Source organism: Algoriphagus halophilus, from assembly GCF_900129785.1.
Classification (GTDB): Bacteria; Bacteroidota; Bacteroidia; order Cytophagales; family Cyclobacteriaceae; genus Algoriphagus; species Algoriphagus halophilus.
In genome coordinates this window covers 996,667-1,019,630 of sequence record NZ_FSRC01000001.1, presented here as the reverse complement: position 1 = coordinate 1,019,630, position 22,964 = coordinate 996,667, and the positions used below count along the sequence as shown (strand labels likewise).

At 39.4% G+C, this 22,964-nt stretch carries 25 protein-coding genes; 14 read left to right on the top strand and 11 right to left on the bottom strand.

Features of this window, described 5'->3' with window-relative positions; genetic code table 11:
• Window positions 1-94 precede the first annotated feature (94 nt).
• The 9 genes from BUR11_RS04300 to BUR11_RS04260 all read left to right on the top strand — a co-directional run bounded on the left by BUR11_RS04300 (window position 95) and on the right by BUR11_RS04260 (window position 8,852).
• Entirely contained in the window at window positions 95-820 is a 726-nt protein-coding gene (locus tag BUR11_RS04300; RefSeq protein ID WP_074223575.1) for a YceI family protein, read from the top strand.
• Between the two features lie 59 nt (window positions 821-879).
• Window positions 880-2,136 (top strand): anthranilate synthase component I family protein, encoded by a 1,257-nt coding sequence (locus BUR11_RS04295; protein ID WP_074223574.1) that lies wholly within the window; start codon window positions 880-882, stop codon window positions 2,134-2,136.
• A complete protein-coding gene (dinB, locus tag BUR11_RS04290; RefSeq protein ID WP_074223573.1) occupies window positions 2,117-3,223 on the top strand; it encodes a DNA polymerase IV in 1,107 nt (368 codons plus the stop codon). The genes BUR11_RS04295 and dinB overlap by 20 nt, the downstream gene beginning before the upstream one ends.
• 92 nt (window positions 3,224-3,315) lie before the next feature.
• Window positions 3,316-4,794: a tRNA (N6-isopentenyl adenosine(37)-C2)-methylthiotransferase MiaB gene (gene miaB / locus BUR11_RS04285; RefSeq protein WP_074223572.1), complete on the top strand. Its 1,479-nt coding sequence runs from the start codon at window positions 3,316-3,318 to the stop codon at window positions 4,792-4,794.
• Window positions 4,791-6,083 carry a sigma-54 interaction domain-containing protein gene (locus BUR11_RS04280; RefSeq protein WP_074223571.1) on the top strand — a complete coding sequence of 431 codons (1,293 nt, stop codon included), beginning with the start codon at window positions 4,791-4,793 and terminating at the stop codon, window positions 6,081-6,083. The genes miaB and BUR11_RS04280 overlap by 4 nt, the downstream gene beginning before the upstream one ends.
• Window positions 6,067-6,606 carry an LPS assembly lipoprotein LptE gene (gene lptE, locus BUR11_RS04275; RefSeq protein WP_074223570.1) on the top strand — a complete coding sequence of 180 codons (540 nt, stop codon included), beginning with the start codon at window positions 6,067-6,069 and terminating at the stop codon, window positions 6,604-6,606. Before BUR11_RS04280 ends, lptE begins: the two co-directional genes overlap by 17 nt.
• 31 nt (window positions 6,607-6,637) lie before the next feature.
• Window positions 6,638-7,387: a hypothetical protein gene (locus tag BUR11_RS04270; RefSeq protein ID WP_074223569.1), complete on the top strand. Its 750-nt coding sequence runs from the start codon at window positions 6,638-6,640 to the stop codon at window positions 7,385-7,387.
• Window positions 7,388-7,397: 10 nt separating this feature from the next.
• Window positions 7,398-7,760 carry a preprotein translocase subunit SecG gene (gene secG, locus BUR11_RS04265; RefSeq protein ID WP_074223568.1) on the top strand — a complete coding sequence of 121 codons (363 nt, stop codon included), beginning with the start codon at window positions 7,398-7,400 and terminating at the stop codon, window positions 7,758-7,760.
• 165 nt (window positions 7,761-7,925) lie between these two features.
• Complete coding sequence (locus BUR11_RS04260; protein ID WP_074223567.1) at window positions 7,926-8,852, top strand: sterol desaturase family protein; 927 nt, start codon at window positions 7,926-7,928, stop codon at window positions 8,850-8,852.
• A 23-nt stretch (window positions 8,853-8,875) separates the two neighbouring features.
• Here the strand turns inward: BUR11_RS04260 and BUR11_RS04255 are convergent, their stop codons facing one another.
• A complete protein-coding gene (locus BUR11_RS04255; RefSeq protein ID WP_074223566.1) occupies window positions 8,876-9,586 on the bottom strand; it encodes a hypothetical protein in 711 nt (236 codons plus the stop codon).
• Between the two features lie 215 nt (window positions 9,587-9,801).
• Here BUR11_RS04255 and BUR11_RS04250 point away from each other — a divergent pair, with 215 nt between their 5' ends.
• From BUR11_RS04250 to BUR11_RS04240, 3 genes are all read left to right on the top strand, one after another.
• A complete protein-coding gene (locus BUR11_RS04250; protein WP_074223565.1) occupies window positions 9,802-10,080 on the top strand; it encodes a co-chaperone GroES in 279 nt (92 codons plus the stop codon).
• 37 nt (window positions 10,081-10,117) lie between these two features.
• Window positions 10,118-11,749, top strand: coding sequence for a chaperonin GroEL (gene groL, locus BUR11_RS04245; protein WP_074223564.1), 1,632 nt, complete (start codon window positions 10,118-10,120; stop codon window positions 11,747-11,749).
• 169 nt (window positions 11,750-11,918) lie between these two features.
• The gene (locus tag BUR11_RS04240; protein ID WP_074223563.1) at window positions 11,919-12,314 is read left to right on the top strand and encodes a response regulator; all 396 of its coding nucleotides are present in this window, start codon (window positions 11,919-11,921) and stop codon (window positions 12,312-12,314) included.
• A gap of 180 nt (window positions 12,315-12,494) precedes the next feature.
• Here BUR11_RS04240 and BUR11_RS04235 read toward each other — a convergent pair whose 3' ends face one another.
• The 8 genes from BUR11_RS04235 to BUR11_RS04200 form a co-directional block, all read right to left on the bottom strand.
• Complete coding sequence (locus tag BUR11_RS04235; protein WP_074223562.1) at window positions 12,495-14,000, bottom strand: S10 family peptidase; 1,506 nt, start codon at window positions 13,998-14,000, stop codon at window positions 12,495-12,497.
• A 71-nt stretch (window positions 14,001-14,071) separates the two neighbouring features.
• On the bottom strand, window positions 14,072-15,349 hold the full coding sequence (locus BUR11_RS04230) for a metal-dependent hydrolase family protein (protein ID WP_074223561.1): 1,278 nt from the start codon (window positions 15,347-15,349) through the stop codon (window positions 14,072-14,074).
• Between the two features lie 46 nt (window positions 15,350-15,395).
• Window positions 15,396-15,803: a GNAT family N-acetyltransferase gene (locus BUR11_RS04225; RefSeq protein ID WP_074223560.1), complete on the bottom strand. Its 408-nt coding sequence runs from the start codon at window positions 15,801-15,803 to the stop codon at window positions 15,396-15,398.
• A 12-nt stretch (window positions 15,804-15,815) separates the two neighbouring features.
• On the bottom strand, window positions 15,816-16,097 hold the full coding sequence (locus tag BUR11_RS04220) for a GNAT family N-acetyltransferase (RefSeq protein WP_074223559.1): 282 nt from the start codon (window positions 16,095-16,097) through the stop codon (window positions 15,816-15,818).
• 14 nt (window positions 16,098-16,111) lie between these two features.
• On the bottom strand, window positions 16,112-16,531 hold the full coding sequence (locus BUR11_RS04215; protein WP_074223558.1) for a VOC family protein: 420 nt from the start codon (window positions 16,529-16,531) through the stop codon (window positions 16,112-16,114).
• Between the two features lie 16 nt (window positions 16,532-16,547).
• Entirely contained in the window at window positions 16,548-16,907 is a 360-nt protein-coding gene (locus tag BUR11_RS04210) for a DUF2116 family Zn-ribbon domain-containing protein (RefSeq protein ID WP_074223557.1), read from the bottom strand.
• An 85-nt stretch (window positions 16,908-16,992) separates the two neighbouring features.
• Window positions 16,993-18,144, bottom strand: a complete 1,152-nt coding sequence (locus tag BUR11_RS04205) for an aminotransferase class V-fold PLP-dependent enzyme (RefSeq protein ID WP_074223556.1) — start codon at window positions 18,142-18,144, stop codon at window positions 16,993-16,995.
• Window positions 18,145-18,252: 108 nt separating this feature from the next.
• Window positions 18,253-18,744: a GNAT family N-acetyltransferase gene (locus BUR11_RS04200; protein ID WP_074225108.1), complete on the bottom strand. Its 492-nt coding sequence runs from the start codon at window positions 18,742-18,744 to the stop codon at window positions 18,253-18,255.
• Between the two features lie 286 nt (window positions 18,745-19,030).
• Here BUR11_RS04200 and BUR11_RS04195 point away from each other — a divergent pair, with 286 nt between their 5' ends.
• Together BUR11_RS04195 and arsS are read left to right on the top strand one after the other, a co-directional pair.
• Window positions 19,031-19,366, top strand: a complete 336-nt coding sequence (locus BUR11_RS04195) for an arsenosugar biosynthesis-associated peroxidase-like protein (protein ID WP_074223555.1) — start codon at window positions 19,031-19,033, stop codon at window positions 19,364-19,366.
• 3 nt (window positions 19,367-19,369) lie between these two features.
• Complete coding sequence (gene arsS, locus BUR11_RS04190) at window positions 19,370-20,422, top strand: arsenosugar biosynthesis radical SAM (seleno)protein ArsS (RefSeq protein ID WP_200800398.1); 1,053 nt, start codon at window positions 19,370-19,372, stop codon at window positions 20,420-20,422.
• Window positions 20,423-20,449: 27 nt separating this feature from the next.
• Here arsS and BUR11_RS04185 read toward each other — a convergent pair whose 3' ends face one another.
• Both BUR11_RS04185 and BUR11_RS04180 read right to left on the bottom strand, forming a co-directional pair.
• Window positions 20,450-22,210: an SGNH/GDSL hydrolase family protein gene (locus BUR11_RS04185; protein WP_074223553.1), complete on the bottom strand. Its 1,761-nt coding sequence runs from the start codon at window positions 22,208-22,210 to the stop codon at window positions 20,450-20,452.
• A gap of 158 nt (window positions 22,211-22,368) precedes the next feature.
• Window positions 22,369-22,947, bottom strand: a complete 579-nt coding sequence (locus tag BUR11_RS04180; RefSeq protein ID WP_074223552.1) for a YdeI/OmpD-associated family protein — start codon at window positions 22,945-22,947, stop codon at window positions 22,369-22,371.
• Window positions 22,948-22,964 lie beyond the last annotated feature (17 nt).

Below are 22,964 nucleotides of genomic sequence, written 5' to 3'. Positions count from 1 at the left end.
ATTATTTATATGAAACTTTTCTAAAAATTTTGAGTTTACATGTATATACACATAAATTTGCAACGTATTCAACCCTTATCAAATAAAACAACCAATGAAAACTATTAAACTATCAGGATTATTTATTGCTACAGCATTGATCGCTTTCTCATGTAGCAAACCTGCTGACACCGTAGAAACTTCAGAAGCTCAGGAAGTTGCTGCAGCAGAAGGTAAAACTTTAGAAATTGTTCCAGATGCTACTACCATTGCTTGGAGAGGCTACAAGCCAGCTGGACAGCATTTCGGTAAAATCCCAGCAGTAGAAGGAACTTTAGCTGTGAAAGGAGAAGAAATCACCGGAGGTAAATTTACTTTTGATATTACCGGTCTTAAGATCGAAGATATGGAAGAAACAGACGAGAGCTACGGTAAGCTTTATGGTCACTTGCAATCTGCAGATTTCTTTGATGCCGAAAACCATCCAAACGCTACGTTTGAAATCACTTCAGTAGAGCCATTCAATAGTGGTGACGTGATTGCAGATGTTGAGCAGTTTGAGACAGACAACACGCCTCTTTCTTCTTCTGAACTTTCTCCAGAAAACCCAACTCACTGGATCAGCGGAAACTTAACCATGAGAGGAACTACTAAAAACATTAAATTCCCTGCTGCAGTAAGCTTAGAAAATGGTGCTGTAGTTGCGAAAGCTGGTTTTAACATCGATAGAACTGCTTGGGGACTTGCTTATGGTGATGAAGCTACAGCAGTCGACAAAGCAAAAGATAAGTTTATTTACAATACTGTTTCTCTTTCTTTAGATGTAAAAGCTTCAGAATAATCAGTATTATTAAATTGATAAGAGGAATTCATAAGAATTCCTCTTTTTTTTGTCCTTCCATGAATGAATACTCTTTTTCATATCGCCCTGAATTCCCAAACTGGAAACAAAAATTAATCTCTTGGGCAAATAACCACTTCGATTATTTAGCACTTTTTCAGGGGAACGGTTATGAATATCCTGAGAAACCCTTCCAAGATTCTTTGTTTGTAGGCAATACCCAATTGACAGAAGAGGAGCTCTGGAATGATCAAAGGAACATTACCAAAGTCGGAATCTTGGGGTATGATTTAAAAAATCAAATTGAAAAGCTGGATAGTGAAAATCTTGCCCCCTTTAATTTACCTGACCTGTGTTTTTTTACTCCAGAACTCAGTTTTTCATTTCAAGGTAATCTGATAAAAAGTAAAACAACATTACCAAATACCTTTTGGAAACAGGTTGAAAACACCACTATAGAAGAAGGGAGTACCTCTTGTTCATTCAAGAGACAAACTACAAAAGAGGAGTACATCGCTACTGTCAAGAAAATTCAAGAGTATATCATCGAAGGAGAAACTTATGAAATGAATTATTGTCAATCTTTTGAAGGATCTTTTGAACAATGGGACCCTTTGACTGCATTTTTCAGATTACAAGCCACTTCTCCTATGCCTTTTGCTTCCTTATTTAAAGCAAAACACCAATGGCTAGTTTCAGCCTCTCCTGAGAGGTTCATCAAAAGAAACCATCTTCGATTGATCGGACAACCCATTAAAGGCACAATCCGAAGAGGTGCCACTGAAGAAGATGATCGATTAAATAAGGAAAGGTTACTGGCCAGCGAAAAAGAAAGAGCTGAAAATCTCATGATTACAGATTTGACTAGGAATGACCTATCTAAGGTATCAGAAATTGGTTCTGTTAAAGTAGATGAATTATTTGGAGTCTATGCGCTTCCCAGGGTCTTTCAGATGATCACTACCGTGAGTTCAACCCTAAAGGAAGAAGCCTCTTTGAAAGAGATTATTCATGCGACATTTCCCATGGGGTCCATGACCGGCGCCCCTAAAATCAGAACTATGAAACTGATTGAACAACTGGAATCATTCAAAAGAGGATGGTTTTCCGGTGCAATTGGATGGATCAATGAATCAGGAGATTTTGATTTCTCGGTAGTAATTCGAAGTATCATTGCAGACTTTGAACACAAAAAACTCTATTTTGGAGTAGGAAGTGCCATTACCATCGACTCTGACCCCGTTCAAGAGTACGAGGAATGCGAACTTAAATCCCAAGCCATCAGAGAGGTGTTAAATGGAAGAAATCAGTCCTAATGTGTACCGAAAAATCATTCATGTAGACATGGATGCGTTCTATGCTTCGGTCGAACAAATGGATCATCCTGAATGGAGGGGCAAACCATTAGTAGTAGGTGGAAACGAATCCCGGGGAGTAGTAGCAGCGGCAAGTTATGAAGCCAGAAAATTTGGTGTTTATTCTGCTATGGCATCCAGTATAGCAGCTAGAAAATGCCCCAATCTTATTTTTGCCAAACCTCGATTTGATCGGTACAAAGAGCTCTCCATGCAAATTAGAGAAGTGTTTTACGAATATACCGATCTGGTTGAACCCCTATCTCTGGATGAAGCATTTTTGGATGTCACAGAGAATAAAAAAGGCCTGACTTCAGCCATTCTTATTGCGAAACAAATCCGGGCCAAAATCAAAGAAAAAACTGGGCTCAATGCCTCGGCAGGGGTCTCCTACAATAAATTCCTAGCCAAGATTGCCTCCGACCTTAACAAACCCAATGGTCAGGCGTATATCCTTCCGGAGGAGGCAGAAGCATTTCTGGAGAAACTTCCAATTGGTAAGTTTTTTGGCATCGGAAAAGTAACTGCTGAAAAAATGCGTAAAATCGGTATTCATAACGGGGCGGATCTAAAGCAGTTTTCACTACAGTTCTTATCCAAAAAATTTGGGAAATCCGGACTTCACTACTTCAATATTGTTAGAGGTATTCACCTTTCTGAGGTTCAACCTCACCGGGTCCGAAAATCTTTAAGTGCTGAAAACACCTTTGAAAGAGACTTAATTACCGATTCTGAATTAATTGAGGCATTGCATGCGATCTATTTGGAACTTGCAAAGCGGATAGAAAGAAGTGGAGTAAAAGGAAGGACTGTAACCTTAAAGATCAAATTCGCAGACTTTACCCAACAGACTAGAAGCAAGACCTTAGACCAATACCCCGAAAATGACACGATTTGGGAAATTGCCCAAGAGCTGCTTTTTCAAGAAAGTCTTCCAAAGGCCATTCGATTGCTCGGATTGGGTATTTCAAACTTGAATATCACAGAGGAACACCAACATTTTGGTGAGCAGCTTAAGATTCCTTTTACCAAAATGAGCTCCTCTTGATAAGCTTTCCTAATTAGCAAAGAAAAAGAGTAAGATAATCTGCCATTTTGTCTGCATTTTATTAATTTCGCATCCCGAAAGTATTTCTATACATGGATAATCTAATTAAAGACATTGACATCATCTCCGGTGAGGAAGCACAAGCATGTGACTTTAAAACCACTGTAGATGAGAATACTGGTAAATCCAGAAAACTATACATCGAGAGTTATGGTTGCCAAATGAATTTCTCTGATTCAGAGATTGTGGCTTCCATTATGAAAGAAAATGGGTTTGACACTACTTCTGACTTCAACCAAGCAGACGTGATCTTTCTAAATACCTGTTCGATTCGTGAAAAAGCAGAACAAACCGTCAGGAAGAGATTAACCGACTTCAATAAAGCTAAAAAAAGCAAGCCGGAAATGACCATTGGCGTTTTAGGATGTATGGCAGAGCGGCTGAAAGAAAAACTTCTGGAAGAAGAGAAAATTGTTGACGTGGTGGTTGGACCGGATGCTTATCGTGATCTTCCTAACCTCATCGCTTCTGCTGAAGAAGGGAATAAAGGAGTCAATACCTTTCTGTCCAGAGAAGAAACTTATGCGGATATTGCTCCTGTTCGGCTAAACTCAAATGGGATTACTGCATTTATCTCCATTATGAGAGGTTGTGACAACATGTGTTCTTTTTGCGTGGTACCTTTTACCAGAGGAAGAGAGCGAAGTAGAGACCCCCATTCTATTGTAGCGGAAGCCCAGGATTTATTTGCAAAAGGATATAAGGAAGTAACCCTCCTTGGCCAAAACGTAGACAGCTACAAATGGTCTCCGGAGGAAAACAACAAAGCCCGATTAAGCAAAAAAGAAGGGGAAGTAAGTACAGTCGTTAATTTTGCCAATTTATTGGAAATGGTGGCGCAGGTATCTCCTTATTTGCGAGTTAGGTTTTCTACTTCTCACCCCAAAGACATTACAGATGAAGTACTTTATACCATGAAGAAGTACGATAACATTTGTAAATACATTCACCTTCCTGTACAGAGCGGCAATAGCCGAGTACTTGAATTGATGAATAGAACCTATGACCGGGAATGGTACTTAAACCGAGTACAAGCCATTCGAGATATTCTGGGAGAAGAATGTGGTATTTCTTCTGATATGATCGCTGGTTTTTGTACAGAAACAGAAGAAGAGCATCAAGATACTTTGACCTTAATGGACTTGGTGAAGTATGACTTCAGTTATATGTTCTTCTATTCAGAAAGACCGGGTACTTTGGCTGCGAAGAAATATGAGGATGACATCCCCTTGGAAGTGAAAAAGAGAAGACTTTCTGAAATCATTTCTAAGCAGAGCCAACTTTCCTTGGAGAGAAACAAATTGGACATTGGAAAAGAACAGTTGATTTTGATCGAAGGGACCTCCAAAAAATCTGATCAGGAATACCGCGGAAGAAATTCAGCCAATAAAGTGGTAATTATTCCAGCGGGAGACTACCAGCCAGGAGATTACGTTTTAGTTAAAGTGACTGATTGTACCACTGCAACTCTGTTTGGAGAAATTATTACAGTGAACCCAACTCTTCAATGATTACAGATTCCGAAATACAAAGTGTCAAGCAGCGGTTTGGAATAATTGGCAATAGTCCTTTGCTGAATCATGCCATTCAAGTGGCGATGCAGGCTGCTCCTACGGACATGACTGTCTTGATTACGGGAGAAAGTGGAAGTGGGAAAGAAAGCTTTTCCAAGATTATCCATTCCTTAAGCCTAAGGAAGCATGGGAAATTTATAGCAATCAACTGCGGAGCCATTCCGGAGGGTACCATTGATTCAGAATTGTTCGGGCATGAGAAGGGATCTTTTACAGGTGCCCATGAGGCAAGAAAAGGATATTTTGAAGTAACAGATGGCGGATCTATTTTCCTGGATGAAATAGGTGAAATGCCCCTTGGAACCCAAGCTCGCTTATTAAGAGTTTTGGAGAATGGAGAATTCATTAAAGTAGGCTCTTCTAAAGTACAAAAAACCAATGTACGGGTAATTACTGCTACAAATGTCAAACTGCTCAATGCAGTGGAAAAAGGGAAGTTTAGAGAGGATCTGTATTACCGTTTAAATACAGTACCGATCTATGTTCCTCCACTCCGTGAACGTGGAGATGACATGGTGCTGTTATTTAGAAAGTTCACCTCAGACTTTTCTGAAAAATACCATGTAAAACCCATTTCTCTGGATTTGGATGCTCAAGCCTTATTAAAAAGATATCCATTTCCTGGTAACATCAGACAGTTAAAAAACTTGGCCGAGCAGATTTCCTTATTGGAAGATTCACGTGAGGTAGATGCAGAAACTTTGTCAAAGTATTTACCCGCAGATAATTCTAGACTACCGATGACGTTAGGTAATCAGAGCAGCAAGTCTGAAACCACTGATTTCTCGGAAAGGGATTTACTTTACAAGGTTCTTTTTGATATGAAAAAAGACATGAACGATCTTAAAAAGCTTGTTCTGGAATCCTATCAAAACGGTGGTTTGAGCCAAAGTATCATTCAAAAGCATCAAGGTTTATTTGAGGATATGGATAGTTCTGCGCCTAAAAATGAACCAAGTGAAAGCAATCCGAATTATTCTGTTCCCTTGGTTATTGCGCCTCAAAAAAACCAGAATGAACCTGACAGCAATTACGAGGACGATGTAATTGAAGATATTTACCATGAGGAAGATGATAATTCACTTTCTTTGGAAAGAAAAGAAAAAGAGATGATCCTAAAAGCCTTGCGGAAGCATAATAACAAAAGAAAATATGCTGCGAGTGACTTAGGGATTTCAGAACGAACCTTGTATAGGAAGATCAAGCAATATGAAATTGACCAGTAGATTACCAGTTCTTCTCATTTGCTGTTTATTCTTCGGATTACAGGCATGTTCGGTAAAATACAGCTTCACTGGAACGAATATCAATTACGACTTGGTGAAGACCTTTACTGTGGAGAATTTCTTTAACGATTCCGGAGGTGGTCCTGCCAATATGGAGCAGCTTTTCACCGAATCATTAAAAGAATATTATCAGCGAAACACTCAGCTGGAACTGGTGAGAAGTAATGGTGATTTACAATTTGCTGGAGCTATTAATCGTTACTCTCTTACTCCTCAGTCGGCGGTTTCCAGTAATGATCCTAACCTTCCAGATCGAGCCGGACAAATGAGGCTGACCATCGCGGTGGAAGTGGAATACATTAACCTGACCAACGAAGAGGAAAATTTGAGAAGAACGTTTTCATTCTTCCAAGACTATGATCCCAGGACGACCACCTTGCTGGATGTTGAAAGCCAACTAGTTGAAGAAATATTTGAAAATATTATTCAGGATATCTTTACGGCAACGGTAGCTAACTGGTAAATTTCCTATATTAAACCCAAAATTAGGCAGATTGAACGCGGCACAGTTTATAGAATTAATCAATAAATCAGGAACTCCTAGCAGAAGTGACTTATTGTCTCTGAAAAAAATTCAGGAGAATTTCCCGTATTTCCAGATTCCTCATGTACTGGCAGCCCGTTATGAATATTGCAAAGACCCGAAAGCTCCTTCTGAATCCTTAGGCTATGCAGCGATTACCAGTCCTAATCGGATTTGGTTAAAGGAATTAATAGAGCGTGAGGCAGATGCTAGCCCAAGGAATTCCCAAAAAGAAGAATTCCTGCCTGAAGATGTCAAAACGTCCAAAGACCCGAATCAACGAACAAAATCCCTTTTACAGCTAGGAGAAAATCTAAAAGGTCAAAAGGTAGAAGCTGAAGCGGCAGAAAAGCCTAAAGCGAAACCTGTTCGGAAAAGAAGAAAATCTCCGAATGATGATTTGATCGAGACGATCAAGAAAAAGGAAAAAAAAGAGATTCTCGATTCCAAGAAAAGAGAGCAAATTGATTTGATCAAAGCATTTAGCAAGAAAGAAATCAAACTTGCAACGATCAAAGAGATTGAAGCCAACCAAAATAATGAGAATTTAGCTGCAAGTAGCACAGAAATAAATGACGACTTATTATCTGAATCCTTTGCAAAGCTGTTGGTTAACCAAGGGAAAAAGCCCAAGGCAAAGAAAATTTATGAGAAATTGATGTTGAAATTTCCGGATAAAAGGTCTTACTTTGCGGACTTGATCGAAAAACTGAAAGAATAATCACTACTATATGTTTACTTTATTAATCACCGTAATCCTGATTTTGGCAGTGCTTTTAATACTTGTCATCTTAGGTCAAAACTCTAAAGGTGGCGTTGGAGCAGCTTTTGGAGGCAGTGCATCCCAAATCATGGGAGTTACTCGTACCGGAAATGTGCTAGAAAAAGCTACTTGGGTTTTAGCAGTATCTATCTTGGTTTTATCATTGGCATCTTCTGCTTTTTATTCAGGAAGCCAACCCAATCAATTTTCTTCCCCAAACATTGAAAGTGCCAAGCAACAAGTTGTTGCCCCTGCATTTGGAGAAGATGAGAGCTTACTCCCTACTGAGTCTACTCCAGCTACAAGCGAAGACACAACTGGAAATAATTAATATTTTCGTCAACAAATGTTAAGTCTGCCTCAAAAGGGCAGACTTTTTTTGTTTTAGTATTTTAGAAATCGTAATTTCTAGCCTAGTCACCAAATTCTGGTCTTCGCCGATTCGTTTTTGAGCTACCAGAATCATTCAATCACCCTATTCATTTTCGGATTATTTATGAATTCTAAACCGATAAGTCTGGAAGACTTACATCTTGAAAATTGGCCTAATCTTATCCTTTGGGCAGCCCCTATTATGTTCCTGCTTGTATTCATCGAGTGGGGAATCAGTGCCTATCAAAAAAAAGATGCCTATAGCACCAAAGACTTCTTCGCTGCTTCCACCATTGGGCTGGTCAATGTGGGAATCAGTGCATTGATAAAAGTAGCGACCTTTGGGTCTGCTTTATTCTTCTACAACATTTCTCCTTTTACCATCCCTTTAACCTGGTGGTCTTTTCCTCTATGTTTTGTAGCCATCGACTTTGCCAGATACTGGGCACATCGAGTAGCTCATGAGCAGCGCTTTTGGTGGGCAACTCATATTACCCATCATAATTCATCCAAATACAATTTATCTGTTTCGTTCAGGTTGGGTTGGACACAACACATCAAAGTGATTTTCTTCTTCCCTGTTATGTTTATGGGATTTAATCCCTTTGTCTTCTTTATCTGTCACCAGATCGCAGTGCTGTACCAATTTTGGATTCACACAGAGTATATCAAGAAATTACCTAGGCCCATAGAGTTTATATTCACTACCCCTTCCCATCACCGCGTACATCATGCCAGTGACGAGCATTACTTGGACAAGAACTACGGTTCTACATTTATTATTTGGGATAGGATGTTTGGGACCTTTATGCCTGAAGCAGAAAGGCCAACTTATGGAATTACTAAACCTGTCACTTCCTACAATCCCATTTACCTAGTCTTTCATGAATGGGTAGACATCTTTAAGGACCTTAAAAAGGCCAATAACTTCAAAGAGGGCTGGAGAATCTTATTCGACAAACCTGGTGCAGAGGTAATTGCTTCCCGTGAAAAAGAAGAACTTCCTAAGCAGGAAAAAGCTCCGCTTGAAGAAGAGGAGGTATTAGCTTAGTAACATCATCCTTTGAAGGTCCCTTACTTGGCAACATGCTGTAAAAGCAACCTTTTACTAATAGGAATCAAGGTTTCCTCCATTGGGAAATCTTGAGCACTATGCACCCTCCAAGTTGCTGGGTTTGGAAGCTCCTTCACCTCTCGGATCAATTGCAATTTTATTCTTTCCAAGGTGTTGACGATGGTTTTTTGAAACACCCCAACGAGCCACATACTTACGCTTCTAAACTTCTCTCCTGCTAGTTGAAGTAAGTTGGATTGGTATTGGTAAGCATGGATGTCTGCTCTGTTTTCTTTGGAAACCAGGATAAATCCTTCTTGGGTGTAAATAGGCATAATTCCCACCGGCTCAAATTTGACCTGACTCTCCACATGCTGATAAATCTCTTTTCCTTTGTGGATTTGCTGAGAAAATAATGGAAGTGCGTATTCGGTGATATTTGCTATTTCCTGCATCAATTCGCCTTCTTTTTCTCGGGGTTGATAATGGATTTTTGCATTTTGGACATCGATCGATGAAATAGCTTTAGGGAAAAGACTTTTCATCTCTGATTTTCCCTTTTTCAAATCATCCAAAAGCCGATGGTGCTCAATCAGCTCCCCTAATACTGGGTAAAGCTTGGCAGCGTCAAATTGTTGATCTGTTTCCTGTAAGTATGCCAGAAGTTGATATTTCTTATACTCAAAATCAATCAATCCTTCGGCAATCCAGTTTTTTGGCAATGTCTTCATAGGATATAGGTTTACCAAAAAATACTAAAATCTGACATAAAAACTGACAGTTTTGGAAAAATTGACAGTTAATTTTTTGAAATCTGTCGCATTGAAGAAGGATGCTACCTGACATTTACAGCCGATTTGTCAGCCTTTTTTAAATATCTGGTACTGGCACAGGAAGTGCTAATAGCCATATGCATTTTAATCTAACATTTAAACAAATACATAATATGTCAAACGTGAACATCAAACCTCTTGCAGATCGGGTTTTGGTACAACCAGCTGCAGCCGAAGAGAAAACCGCATCCGGACTTTATATCCCGGATACTGCTAAAGAAAAGCCTCAAAAAGGTACTGTAGTAGCAGTGGGTAATGGTAAAAAAGATGAGCCCTTGACTGTTTCAGTAGGAGATACCGTATTGTACGGAAAATACTCTGGTACTGAACTGAATGTAGATGGCAAGGATTTTCTTATCATGAGAGAGTCTGACATTTTCGCTATCCTTTAAGCAATCACCTAAACGTTAACCTAAAAAATCAAAAAATATGTCTAAAGAATTATTTTTCGACACAGATGCTAGAGACCGCCTGAAAAAAGGTGTTGACGCATTAGCTGACGCAGTAAAAACCACATTGGGACCAAAAGGTCGTAATGTAATTCTAGATAAGAAATTCGGTGCACCAACAATCACTAAAGATGGTGTTTCTGTTGCAAAAGAGATTGAGCTTTCCGAGCCAATCGAAAACATGGGTGCTCAATTAGTTAAAGAAGTAGCTTCCAAGACTGCAGACAATGCGGGTGACGGTACTACTACTGCAACTGTATTAGCTCAGTCCATCTTCAACGTAGGTATCAAAAACGTTGCTGCTGGTGCTAACCCAATGGATTTGAAAAGAGGTATTGACAAAGCAGTTACTGCCGTTGTTGCCAAATTGAGAGAGAACTCTAAAGAAATCTCTACTTCTAAGGAAATTGCTCAAGTGGCTACCGTATCTGCTAACAATGACGAAGAAATCGGTAACATGATTTCTGACGCAATGGACAAAGTAGGTAAAGACGGTGTGATCACTGTTGAAGAAGCAAAAGGTACTGAAACTGAAGTTAAAACTGTAGAAGGTATGCAGTTTGACAGAGGTTACCTTTCTCCATACTTTGTGACCAACACAGAGAAAATGGAATCTGAATTGGAGCAGCCTTACATCTTGATCTATGACAAGAAAATCTCTTCCATGAAGGAATTGCTTCCAGTTCTTGAGCCAGTAGCTCAGTCTGGTAAGCCTTTGGTGATCATTTCTGAAGATGTAGACGGAGAAGCTTTGGCAACGCTAGTTGTGAACAAAATCAGAGGTGCACTGAAAGTAGCTGCTGTGAAAGCTCCAGGATTCGGAGACAGAAGAAAAGCCATGCTTGAAGATATCGCTATCTTAACTGGTGGTACTGTAATTTCTGAAGAAAGAGGCTTCAAGCTTGAAAACGCTACAGTTGACATGCTTGGTAGAGCTGAAAAAATCAACATTGACAAAGACAACACTACTATTGTAAACGGTGCTGGCGATGCCAACGCGATCAAAGGACGTGTTTCTGAAATCAAAGCTCAAATCGAGAAAACTACTTCTGATTACGACAGAGAGAAACTTCAAGAAAGATTAGCGAAGCTTTCTGGCGGTGTAGCAATCCTTTATATCGGTGCAGCTACTGAAGTAGAAATGAAAGAAAAGAAAGACCGTGTAGACGATGCATTGCATGCTACTAGAGCAGCCGTTCAAGAAGGTGTTGTTGTAGGTGGTGGTGTTGCTTTGATCAGAGCAAGCGAAGCACTAGCTGATCTTAAAGGTCTGAACGAAGATGAGGACACTGGTATCAATATCATCAGACAAGCAATCGAATCTCCATTGAGAACTATCGTATTGAACGCTGGTGGTGAACCATCTGTGGTAATCAACAAGATCAGAGAAAACTCTGGAAACTACGGTTACAATGCACGTACTGACAAATATGAAGATCTATTCTCTGTAGGTGTAATTGACCCTACAAAGGTGACTAGATTGGCACTTGAAAATGCAGCTTCTATTGCAGCATTACTACTTACTACTGAGTGTGTAGTAGCTGATGTGAAAGAAGATGCTCCTGCAATGCCTCCAATGGGTGGCGGAGGAGGAATGGGTGGAATGATGTAATTCCAACCCCTCAAATAAGGAAGGAGACTGATTCAGTCTCCTTTTTTATTTATCTGAAAATTAGAGGCTAGTCATATTTAATTATAAAAAAGGGTAAAAATACTTTTTCTAGGATATGGAATAATTGTATTTTGCTGATAATACCCAACTGACTACTTTAAATCGTTCAATGATTCACTTCGACGCCATTTTTCTCGTGGATGATGACCCCATCAATAACCTGATCAATAATAGGTTATTAAGCAAAGTTGAAGTTTCGGACAATATTGAGGAATTTCTTGAGGGTCAATTTGCTATTGAACGAGTCTCGGAAATACCTTCTCATAAAAAAATACTGATTTTTCTGGACATCAATATGCCCGTAATGAATGGCTGGGAGTTTCTGGAAATCTATCAAGAAAAATTCCCTGATAGAAACAATAAAATCGTCATACTTTCCAGCTCCATTGATTTTCAAGATCGGCAAAAAGCAGATGAATATAGCATTGTCTCAGGCTTTCTTGAAAAGCCTCTTACACTTGACAAAATCAAACTACAACTTACCCAATACGAAGAAGAAGGTTAATTGATCTCAGCAGTCAGTCCCACCAGTTTTGGTCTCTGATTAATCCCTGAAAAGTAATTATTCAATGGTTTAAGATAAAACGCATTCGGAGATATTCCATTTTGCGTTTTTTATAGAAAAAATAACCAGCAACCTATTCCATTTTTACAGTTGATTGAAACAGGCCGCTGGATTCCATTTTTATTTTCTTAAAGTATCAGAAATAAAATCCTTTAAATCTGCTCTAAATTTTGCTGCGGAGGGTAAATGCGTATACATCATATGTCCCGCTTCATAATAGGTCATTTTAATTCTATCTGCGGCTGATTTTGGCAATCCTAAATGAGAAATAGAATGCTCTACCCCATAAAAAACTGTGGCTAAATCATAGTAACCATTCATGATCAACACTTTCATATTTGGATCTTTACTCAACGCATCGGCCATATCAGGAAGGGTAGTAATCGCACCGGTTGTTCCCCAATATTGGTTTCCGCTATGGGACCAATCCCATTTAAACCCATCTTTACTATAGGCAGAAGGAGCATACATTAAATCCTTACTTACTCCCAAAGCTCCGTGGAAGTAATCCAAGAATAAACTGGTGTACGCTGGAGAAATCGCATCACTTTGAGGATCTGTAAAGGCAGACATTGACAATGGATCCAAATTGATCCCTTTATACCTGGAATCCAATCTACCCACTGTCATTCCTTCATCTCTTAGGAGTTCCTGAAAGGTCTCCCCTGCATTCAATTTTAAATCAGCTCTTTTCCAGATCTCCGCATCAATTCCAGTATATCCTTCCAGTTTTTGCGCAATGGAATTCTTCTCAGTATCAGAAATGGTATTGCCTTTAAATAAAGCTGGGGCATATTCATTTTCGGTAAACTCTCTTACTTCCTGTACAAAGGATTCAATATCTGCCCCTTTGTTGGTTATTTTATCATGATATCTTGCCGTTACAGCTACAGTGGGTAAATAAGCAATATTTGAAATATCCTCATTTGGAACAAAAAACAGAGTCCTCAAATCAAATACGGAAGAAACCATGATCACCCCATTCAAAGCATATCCTTGGTTCAGTAAATAGCTCATCACACCGGCATTTCTGAAAGTTCCATAGCTTTCTCCCAAAATGTATTTTGGTGAATTCAATCGGTCATATTCCTTTAGAAATTGCATAATGAATAAGCTGACACTTCTGATATCCTGATCTACCCCCCAGAAATCCTTGCCAGTAGCATCACCGATCGGAACACTTAAACCCGTTCCAACAGGATCCATCATGACTACATCTGCTACATCCAATATGGAGAATTCATTATTGGTAAGCTCATAAGGTCCTGCCTGATTGTAATTTGGGTCATCTAACACAATTCGTTTTGGACCCATAATTCCCATATGAAGCCAATAGGAAGATGAACCTGGACCTCCATTGTAAGAAAAGATGATCGGTCTATCTTTTTCAGGGTTTTCCTTAAAATAGGCGGTAAAACCAAATAGGGCGATCGGCCTATTTTGTTCATCCTTCAATTCAAAGGTCCCCGCCTTCGCATTCAAGTTAATGGTCTTGCCATCAATCGTAACAGACTGTTTGGATTCAAACACCTGTGCTTTTGGAGTCTCTTTTTCCGATTCAGGGTTTTCCTGTGCAAAAGCAAAACCGGTGACGAGAAATAGGATTAGTACTAATCTTATCTTCATGATTGTTTGATTTAGATTGGTTGATAGGATTTAATTTAAGACATAAAAAGCCCGAATACTCGAGCTTTCAATTATTGTTTGTAGACTTTTCCTTCTTTCATGACAAATACCACTTCTTTCATCACAGCTATATCCTGTTCGGGATCTCCATTTACAGCAATGATATCTGCTATTTTACCTCCTTCGATAGAGCCTAATTTATCTTCAATATTCATGAATATTGCATTGGTGATGGTGGCTGCTTGAATCGCTTCTAAATGAGGCATTCCTGCCTCCACCATGTACATAAATTCGCGGTAGTTGTCTCCATGTGGGTACACTGCAGCATCCGTCCCGAAAGCGATCTTGACGCCACTTTTATAGGCTTTAGCAAATGTATCTTGAATCTGTGGGCCTATTCTTCTTGCTTTTTCAGCCACAACAGGAGGATAATATCCCGGAACCTCAGCCAACTGAGCAGCAGTCATCCCTGCAGTAATAGTAGGCACATACCAGGTTCCCTTGTCTTTCATAAGTGCCATGGTCTCATCAGTCATCATAGTCCCATGTTCGATGGAGTGAACCCCAGCTTTCACTGCCCGTTGCATTCCTTCATCTCCATGCGCATGTGCTGCCACATGAATTCCAAAATCATTGGCAGTTTGAACAATCGCATCCAATTCGTCCTGCTGAAATTGTGGAGCTGAACCATCTCTAGCTACGGACAAAACACCACCTGTGGCAGTTACTTTGATGACATCAGAACCGTATTTCACAGCTTGGCGCACCGCTTTTCTTGCTTCATAGGGCCCATTAATCACCCCTTGATCTGGCCCTGGATCCCCCATTAAATCTCTTTTAACTCCATTCGTTGGATCTGCATGACCACCTGTCGGAGCAATGGATCTTCCTGCCGTGTAAATTCTAGGGCCATTTACTCTTCCAGCGGCAATGGCATTTCTCAAGGCTATATTCACTCCAGAACCTCCTAAATCACGAACGGTAGTAAAACCAGCCATCAGTGTTTTTTCCGCAAAAGGGACCGCTTTGTAAGCAATGTCAGCCTCATTATCTCTAAAGCCATCCACGTACCTGGTCGGACTTGTCTCTCCTTCAATATGCACGTGCATATCCATTAAACCAGGCATCACGGTACTATTCTTCAAATCGATGGTTTGATCACTTCCTCCTCCAGATTGGTATCCAGCACTAACAGATACAATTTTATCTCCTTCTACTACAATGGTCTGCTCAGTCAGGATTTTTTTTGTTTTCACATCCACTAATTTCCCTGCGTGGATGTAAGTTTTTTGCGCAAAAACACCAAGGGATAGCATTAATGCTAACCCCGAAAGAACTAATTTTCTCATGGGTGAATGGTTGGTTGGTTAAATTTGGAAGCAGTTTAACAAAAAATCAGGAGAATGGCTCTCCAGTCTTCAATTGATAACATCGCTCATGTAAGTGAAAGCCCAATTTTTGATAAAAACCTTCTGCATCTTCTGCAGCAAACAGAATTAAACGGGCAGTAGGTGCAATTTCTCGTGTTTTAGCAAGTATTTCCGTTCCAATCCCTTTTCCTTGATAAGCTTCGGTCACCGCTAAATCCGCGATAAATGTCCTGTAACAGAAGTCTGAAATCCCTCTCATAAAACCGATCAGCTTTCCATCCTCTCTTGCTGTCACCCAAAGATTTGCACCTTTCACCATCTGAGTCAATAACGTAACATCATCCATGGGCCTACGCTTGGCCAAAGTAGAAGCCTCCAAAACATGGATAAATTCTTCCAATTGGATGATTTGCTCTTGTTGGATAGAAATCATTATCGCAATGAATTAACTTAAAACGTCTTGTAAGTCTTCGCGTTTCTTAAAAGTAGCTTTCGCAAATGGGCAAAGAGGTAATACCTTAATCCCCTCCTTTCTTACATATTCAACCAAAGCCTCCAATAATTTCTCCCCTATGCCTTGTCCTTTTAGTGTTTCATCTACTTCTGTGTGTTCGATGATCATCTTTTTTGGCCCAGCCATGACATAGACCATCTCAGCGAACCTTCTCACCCCTTCTTCCACAAAAAAAGATCCTTTTCTACCATCAAATTGATGTTGTATTTCCATCGTTAATTTTTCAATTAGCTTTTTGTTTTGTCTTCAACCATGTCATCATAGACCTCATTATTGGGCTCCCAGAGCTCTATGCTATGTCCATCCGGATCCAAAATATGGACAAATTTCCCATAATCATAGGTTTCGATTTTATCTAAAATAGTGACTCCCTCTTTTTTCAACTCCTCTACCAATTCCTCTAGATTTTCCACACAGTAATTGATCATAAAATCTTTTTCCGAAGGTTTGAAATAGGTGGTATCGTCCTTCATGGGAGACCATTGTAAAAATTCTTTCTGTTCTGGGTTATCAGCACTCCTATATTCAAAAGTGGTCCCATATTCATCCGTATGAAGTCCCAAATGTTTTCTGTACCAATCTTTGGTTTTTGCTGGGTCTTTCACTTTAAAGAAAATACCCCCTACTCCTGTAACGCGCTTTTTCATCCCTATTTAGATTAGATTATTCTTTTCCTTTTACAATCAAAAACCAATCTCCCTCCAACTCCAAGTACCCATAATCATAGCAGTAATGGTATTGATTTCCCTTTTTATTGGTGTACAAATGCGTGAAATATTTAAAATTGAAACCTGCTCTCATTAATTTATCCCTTGGTGATTTGGCCAAACTCTCTCCCTCTTGGATCAAACTTTCTAAAATATTCCGATTCTTTTTTAGGGCATAATTAATGTTCCGAATCAAATTGGTGGTGATTGCATTTTGCTGGTTGTTGTAATTATTCCTGCAGGAATCATCACAGAACTTCTTATCTACTCTACCTCGTATGGGCTCACCACAATTTAAACAGGTTCTTTTTTCCATGTATTGTTTAAAAAAAGTAAACCTGAATCTACTAAATAAAAAGAAAAGTTTAGGCAATTGCTTCAGGTGCCCCCTACAATACATTTTACAATTCTCCCCTGATAACCTCTTGCAATTTGGCAATATCCTCCTCGGTGTTGAAGACATTCACTGAAATCCTCAAATTTTCTCCTCTCGCAGATAAATAAACCTGATGTTCATCCAGTTTATTTTTAAGAGAAATCAGATCAAGTTTTTGGGGCAATTTGGGAGCAATCAAATGATAGGCTAAATAGGCATCTTTTTCAACCACACCCCCGATTTCTTCCATAAATTGTCTCAACGGCTGGTTTAACAACCGAGCATATTCCTGAATTCCTTCAGGTTTCCACACCAGCAATTGGCTCAAACTTGCTTTCAACATAGGCATCATAATGAAATTACTAGTTTCACCAACATTGAACCTTCCTGCTCCGGCTTGGTATTGATCTGCATAATCAGATAAAGAACTAAAATTTCGAGCATTCACCCGATTCATCCAGGATTCTTCCAAAGGAATACCATCTTGAAACTTTTCTCCAATAAAGGCCAAGGCGATGGAATATGGACCAAGAAGCCATTTATAGGTTGCACAAATCAATGCATCAATATTAAACTCTTTCACATCCATGGGCAGGGCCCCAACGGACTGAGTCCCATCGACAATAAAATAAGCCCCTACTTCCTGACACCTTTCTCCTATGGCCTTCAAGTCAAATTTTACCCCACTCATCCAATGAATAGAGGAAATTAATATTACCGCAGTGTCCTGATTAATGCTGTCCAGAATTCGCTGGTTCCAAGAGGCACCTTTTTGGGCTTCGTTCTGATCAGGACCTATAATGACCAATTCTGCACCTTGTTCCTTGACCCAACGTTCTAAAGAAAAATACCCACTTGGAAACTCATCTTTCACTACAATTGCTTTTTTGCCTTTTCCTCCTGGCACATTGTTCAACACAGAAGTGAAGCCATAAGAGGTAGACGGAATTACAGCTACTTCATTGGCTTTACAATTTACCAACGAACCGAATGAGGTTCTTACTTCCATTACCCCATCAAAAAAATCATCTTGGGTAAACTCAAAAGGATTTCTTTGCTTGATAATAGATTGAATCCCTGCTTCTTCCGAACTCCCAAGTAATGGGGCACGGTAGGCATTGTTTAAATAGTGAACCCCAGGCTTTAGATTAAACAGGTGTTTTTGACAAGAAAGCATATACACTAAGAATTTATTTTTTACACGATAAACAATGATGAGAACCTATCTCCTTTCAGCTCATTTACTAGCTTAAAACTCAAATTGAAGGTCATCAAAATCTAACTTTCACAATTTTTTATACATGATATAAGTGTCTACCAAACCAAATTTTTGGTGTCTAAATCCATTGGGAGTCGTTCCTATGATCTCAAAACCAAAATTCTTCCAAAGGCGAACGGCCGCTTGATTGGTACTGATTACAATATTAAACTGAATGGCACGATAACCTTGTGCTTTTGCAAAGGCAAGTGAATGTTCACACAAACCTCTGCCTAAACCTTTCCCTTGGTGATCAGGATGGACCATATAGCTGCAATTTGCAATATGATTTCCTAATCCAATTTGATTCGGTTTAATGATATAAGTAGCCAAAACACCCCCATTTTCATCTTCCAAAACGAAGGTTTTCATGTAAGTAGCAAACCAATACTCTTTCAATTTTTCTTTAGGTGTATTGGGATCAAAAACATAGGTATCCCCAGTTTTGATCACTTTTGAGAAAATCTCCCAAACTCCATTTTCATCTTGTTCGAAAGTTGATTGTCGAATGCTATTCACTTTGAATTGAAAAATGTTATCTAACAAATCTATCGAAAAATGGGTTGGCTTTCAGTACCTCTCTTAAAACATAAAACTTATATAAGTCCACCGATCAAAAAATCTCGTAAGTTCGATTACTAATTGAACCATTTTAAAGGATTTGAAATTCACATCATGTCTTATGAATTGAAGTTTTAAATGAATCAAATGTCAATTAAGAGACAAAAAGAATATTAAAAGAACCTGAAATAGCCTAAAAAAGTAAAAACTCATTAATTCAACTCAAATTAAGCTACCCCTCACCATGCAAAAAACATATTACGATCCTGCAGACTTAAAGAAATTTGGAAAAATCTCAGAATGGAATGAAGAACTGGGAAGCAAATTTTTCGATTATTATAACAGCGTCTTTGAAGAAGGAGAGTTATCTGCAAGAGAAAAATCTTTGATTGCATTAGCGGTGGCCCATACCATCCAATGTCCCTATTGTATAGATGCATATACAGGAGATGGCCTTCAAAGAGGAATTACCAAAGGCGAGATGATGGAAGCACTGCATGTAGCCGGAGCCATCAGAGGAGGAGCAACGCTTGTTCATGGGGTGCAGATGATGAATAAAGTGAATAAACTGGAAATGTAAATGATGATTCAATCTCTAAATCGTAGGAAGAGTGACTTGGCAAAGGCGGAAAAGCAATTGGAGATTTTATCCCATGGTCCTTTTGCAGAAGGAGAACTTCCCACTTTTCAACAAAAAATCGCCACATCAGGACAATTCCCACTACGTCCAAAATCTCTGGAAATTCTTCAGATCAATGTGGGCTATATGTGTAACCAGGTTTGTAAACATTGCCATGTAGACGCGGGACCAGATCGAAAAGAAATAATGACCCGCGAAACCATGTCCCAATGCCTGGAAGTATTAAAAAGTACCTCAGCGCATACCCTTGACTTAACTGGTGGAGCCCCTGAGATGAATCCTGATTTTCGTTGGTTTGTAGAGGAAGCAAGTAAAATTGGGGTGCAGGATTTTATTGTTAGGTCCAATCTAACCATCCTAAGATCCAATAAAAAATACCATGATTTGCCTGAGTTTTTTAAGAAACATAAGATTCATGTAGTCAGCTCCATGCCTCATTGGACCAAAGGGAAGACAGACTCCCAACGGGGAAATGGCGTCTTTGAACAATCAATAGAGGCATTGAAAAGCCTGAATGAGGTAGGTTATGGAAAAGTAGGGACTGATTTAAAATTAGATTTGGTTTATAATCCTTCAGGAGCATTTTTACCAGGGGATCAGGCAGCTTTGGAAGCTGATTTCAAAAAAGCCCTTTCAGAAGATTTTGGTATCGAATTCAACAACTTATTTGCCTTGGCCAATCTTCCCATCAGTAGGTTTTTGGACTATTTGATAGCATCCGATAATTACGAGGAGTACATGTATACCTTAGTGGAAGCCTATAATCCTGCTACCGTTGCCAATGTGATGTGTACCAACACGCTTTCGGTAAGTTGGGATGGATATTTATACGATTGCGATTTCAATCAAATGCTTCATCTTCCGGTAAAGAGTTCCATCAAACATATTTCAGATTACCAAGAAGGGTTACTTCAGGACCGGGATATTGCCATCAGTCAACATTGCTATGGATGTACAGCCGGAGCTGGAAGTAGCTGTCAGGGTAGTGTGTCCTAAGAAAAGGCAGAGTTTTCTGCCTTTTTCTCAATTATTTAATCCCTGAATTAATTCCTTTGCGATTAATTGATACCCTTCCTCATTGGGGTGCAAGCCATCTGTAAACAGCGATTCATTCAGCTCTCCTTCTGCGGTCAATAAGCCTTGACCAACTCCTATATAGGTCACATTGGCCAAATCTGCCATTTGAGAAATTCTTAGATTGATGTGATTTACTTCCTCAATCATTCCTCTCCTTGGTAATATTCCTACCATCATCAGCTCGCTATTCGGCTGTCTTTCTTTTATTTCTTGGAGCAGGTTTGCCAGCCCTTTCACGATCTCCTCCTCACTGTTCAACCCAAGATTGTTGGTTCCAATCATCAGGACAATTTTCTCTGCATCAAACCCATCCAGTTCATCATGGTAAATTCTCCAAAGAACATTTTCTATTCTATCCCAGCCAAATCCAAAATTTCGTATTCCTGCTGGTTCAATGATTTCTTCCCAGGAAGTTTGTCCATTAACAGCCTTTGACTTAGGTTCTCCACCCCAAAAATTCACAATGGAATTACCAAAAAGTAAGATTTCTGGATCTTGCTCTTGATTCATCCTCAAAATCTCCTGATGTCTCTCCTCCCACTTGTAAACTGCAATATCTCTACTTTGGCTAGTAGATACCATAGTCGAAATGGGTCCTTTTTCTTCGCTCAAAATATCCAGGATCAATTTTTCATAAGCATTTGCATACTCAATCATTCCAAAGTCATTTGGATGAATAATATCAACAAATGAGTCAAACCCCAGGCCCAACGCTTCTTTTTCCAACAAGAAAATTCCTTTGATCCCCTCTTCCTTCAATGCCAAAAAAGCTTTTTTATATTGCTCATTGAGCCTTTTTACATGTTCAAAGTTTTTCATATTGGTCAATGCATCTGCATAGCCCACATGCTCGGTCAATATAATAGGTACGTTGGGACGTTTGGATTTCAATTGATGGACCGCATCCAAGGTCAATTGATATACATCATGTTGATCTGGACTCAAGTTGGGTAAGCAATCTAGGATATAAGCTTTGGCATCAATCTCGGTCAGCAGTTCAATGATTTCTGGCTCCATCCTACCATTCCCAGAAAAACCCAGGTTCAGCACAGGTCTTTCCAGCTTTCTTTCCAGAATATTGGTCCAGGCCATACCAGGTCTAGAAGCACAAGCTCCTTGACAGATGGAAGTTCCATAAGCTACGATTGGCTTTTCCCTTCTGACCGGTAATGGCTCAAAAGTAGCTTCTTGCCCCACTCCTATCTCCAGTTCGGTCACCTCATTATAAAGGGGTAAAAACAACTGGTATTCGCGCCCATATTGCGCATACTTTGAACTGGTTTCATTAAGAATAAAAGTGTATTGCGATTCTTCTTTAATGGAATATTTACCCCAAATCCTCAGCCATTCTCCATCATAAGATTTACTATATAAATCCAATCCACTTACTCCAGTCGCGGGCATATGTGGCATTGAGACCCCTCTTGTAACCTTGTATCTGACCGCAATGGTATCTGAATTACTCCAAAAGCGGATGGAAAGCCCAGCGGATTGCTTGGAAAGATTCCAAACTGCTTCTCTTACTTCACTTTCGGACCTCGCTGGAAGCCTATGGTAAATAGAAGGAACTTCCTCAGCCCAAGCTTGACCTGCTATCACAGGAATATCACTCTCCGCAGGGTTCCACCACTTTAGGGTATTCACTTGCTGTGAAAAACCCTGGGAGCTAAGGCAAATAATAAAAATCAGTATGCTTAATTTTCTCATATAAAGTGGATCATATTATTCGACACTTAAAATGCGGATTTTTACTCAAGTAACTATCCTTTTTAAATGCTTAAAATGAATAAAAAGTCAATCTTCCTTATGCAGAATGCAGAAATTCGAAATAGGTTGACTACTTAAATGTAGGGCTAAACAAAAAATCAATCATTCAGGCCTTTACCCTCTAAAATCTTTAGAAGGTATTTCTCCACTCTGGCTTGTCGGGTGTTGGATTGTTTGGCCTGAGAAAAATATAATAGATACCCTCTTTGCCTACCTGGAGTCAGATTTTCAAAAGCACTTTTTAAAGAAGCATCCCCTTCCAATCTTTCTTTAAACTCTGAAACCATTTCAAATTCTGAGGTCTTCTTCATAGGCACCTCCAAACCTGCCTTTTCTACTTCTATGGCCTCCATAACATAGTGCTTGATACTAGGCTTCCACTTTTTTATTTCCTCCAATGATGTAAACCGAAGTTGTCGAGCAGCCTGCACATGTTCTGTCTGCTGTACTAAAATCCCTTCCGAATCTTGGAGTAGAGCTCCTTTGTGAAAAAGTAAGGCACAGTATTCCTTAAACCCATGAATCAACACGATATTATTTCCTTTGAAAGTGTAACAAGGTTTCCCCCATTTAAGCTCTTCCTGCATGCCACATTCATGAAGGATCTTTCTCATAAAAAGATATTCTTCCTGCCACTTGGATGGTTTGTCGAAAAATAAATCGAGGCTTTTGATCATGAATTAAATTTAAAGTT

What these genes read in the sequence shown, in the direction of transcription:
- BUR11_RS04300 (WP_074223575.1), top strand. Translation starts at nt 95, where the DNA reads ATGAAAACTATTAAACTATCAGGATTATTTATTGCTACAGCATTGATC.
- BUR11_RS04295 (WP_074223574.1), top strand. Translation starts at nt 880, where the DNA reads ATGAATGAATACTCTTTTTCATATCGCCCTGAATTCCCAAACTGGAAA.
- dinB (WP_074223573.1), top strand. Translation starts at nt 2,117, where the DNA reads ATGGAAGAAATCAGTCCTAATGTGTACCGAAAAATCATTCATGTAGAC.
- miaB (WP_074223572.1), top strand. Translation starts at nt 3,316, where the DNA reads ATGGATAATCTAATTAAAGACATTGACATCATCTCCGGTGAGGAAGCA.
- BUR11_RS04280 (WP_074223571.1), top strand. Translation starts at nt 4,791, where the DNA reads ATGATTACAGATTCCGAAATACAAAGTGTCAAGCAGCGGTTTGGAATA.
- lptE (WP_074223570.1), top strand. Translation starts at nt 6,067, where the DNA reads ATGAAATTGACCAGTAGATTACCAGTTCTTCTCATTTGCTGTTTATTC.
- secG (WP_074223568.1), top strand. Translation starts at nt 7,398, where the DNA reads ATGTTTACTTTATTAATCACCGTAATCCTGATTTTGGCAGTGCTTTTA.
- BUR11_RS04260 (WP_074223567.1), top strand. Translation starts at nt 7,926, where the DNA reads ATGAATTCTAAACCGATAAGTCTGGAAGACTTACATCTTGAAAATTGG.
- BUR11_RS04255 (WP_074223566.1), bottom strand. Translation starts at nt 9,586, where the DNA reads ATGAAGACATTGCCAAAAAACTGGATTGCCGAAGGATTGATTGATTTT.
- BUR11_RS04250 (WP_074223565.1), top strand. Translation starts at nt 9,802, where the DNA reads ATGTCAAACGTGAACATCAAACCTCTTGCAGATCGGGTTTTGGTACAA.
- groL (WP_074223564.1), top strand. Translation starts at nt 10,118, where the DNA reads ATGTCTAAAGAATTATTTTTCGACACAGATGCTAGAGACCGCCTGAAA.
- BUR11_RS04240 (WP_074223563.1), top strand. Translation starts at nt 11,919, where the DNA reads ATGATTCACTTCGACGCCATTTTTCTCGTGGATGATGACCCCATCAAT.
- BUR11_RS04235 (WP_074223562.1), bottom strand. Translation starts at nt 14,000, where the DNA reads ATGAAGATAAGATTAGTACTAATCCTATTTCTCGTCACCGGTTTTGCT.
- BUR11_RS04230 (WP_074223561.1), bottom strand. Translation starts at nt 15,349, where the DNA reads ATGAGAAAATTAGTTCTTTCGGGGTTAGCATTAATGCTATCCCTTGGT.
- BUR11_RS04225 (WP_074223560.1), bottom strand. Translation starts at nt 15,803, where the DNA reads ATGATTTCTATCCAACAAGAGCAAATCATCCAATTGGAAGAATTTATC.
- BUR11_RS04220 (WP_074223559.1), bottom strand. Translation starts at nt 16,097, where the DNA reads ATGGAAATACAACATCAATTTGATGGTAGAAAAGGATCTTTTTTTGTG.
- BUR11_RS04215 (WP_074223558.1), bottom strand. Translation starts at nt 16,531, where the DNA reads ATGAAAAAGCGCGTTACAGGAGTAGGGGGTATTTTCTTTAAAGTGAAA.
- BUR11_RS04210 (WP_074223557.1), bottom strand. Translation starts at nt 16,907, where the DNA reads ATGGAAAAAAGAACCTGTTTAAATTGTGGTGAGCCCATACGAGGTAGA.
- BUR11_RS04205 (WP_074223556.1), bottom strand. Translation starts at nt 18,144, where the DNA reads ATGCTTTCTTGTCAAAAACACCTGTTTAATCTAAAGCCTGGGGTTCAC.
- BUR11_RS04195 (WP_074223555.1), top strand. Translation starts at nt 19,031, where the DNA reads ATGCAAAAAACATATTACGATCCTGCAGACTTAAAGAAATTTGGAAAA.
- arsS (WP_200800398.1), top strand. Translation starts at nt 19,370, where the DNA reads ATGATTCAATCTCTAAATCGTAGGAAGAGTGACTTGGCAAAGGCGGAA.
- BUR11_RS04185 (WP_074223553.1), bottom strand. Translation starts at nt 22,210, where the DNA reads ATGAGAAAATTAAGCATACTGATTTTTATTATTTGCCTTAGCTCCCAG.
- BUR11_RS04180 (WP_074223552.1), bottom strand. Translation starts at nt 22,947, where the DNA reads ATGATCAAAAGCCTCGATTTATTTTTCGACAAACCATCCAAGTGGCAG.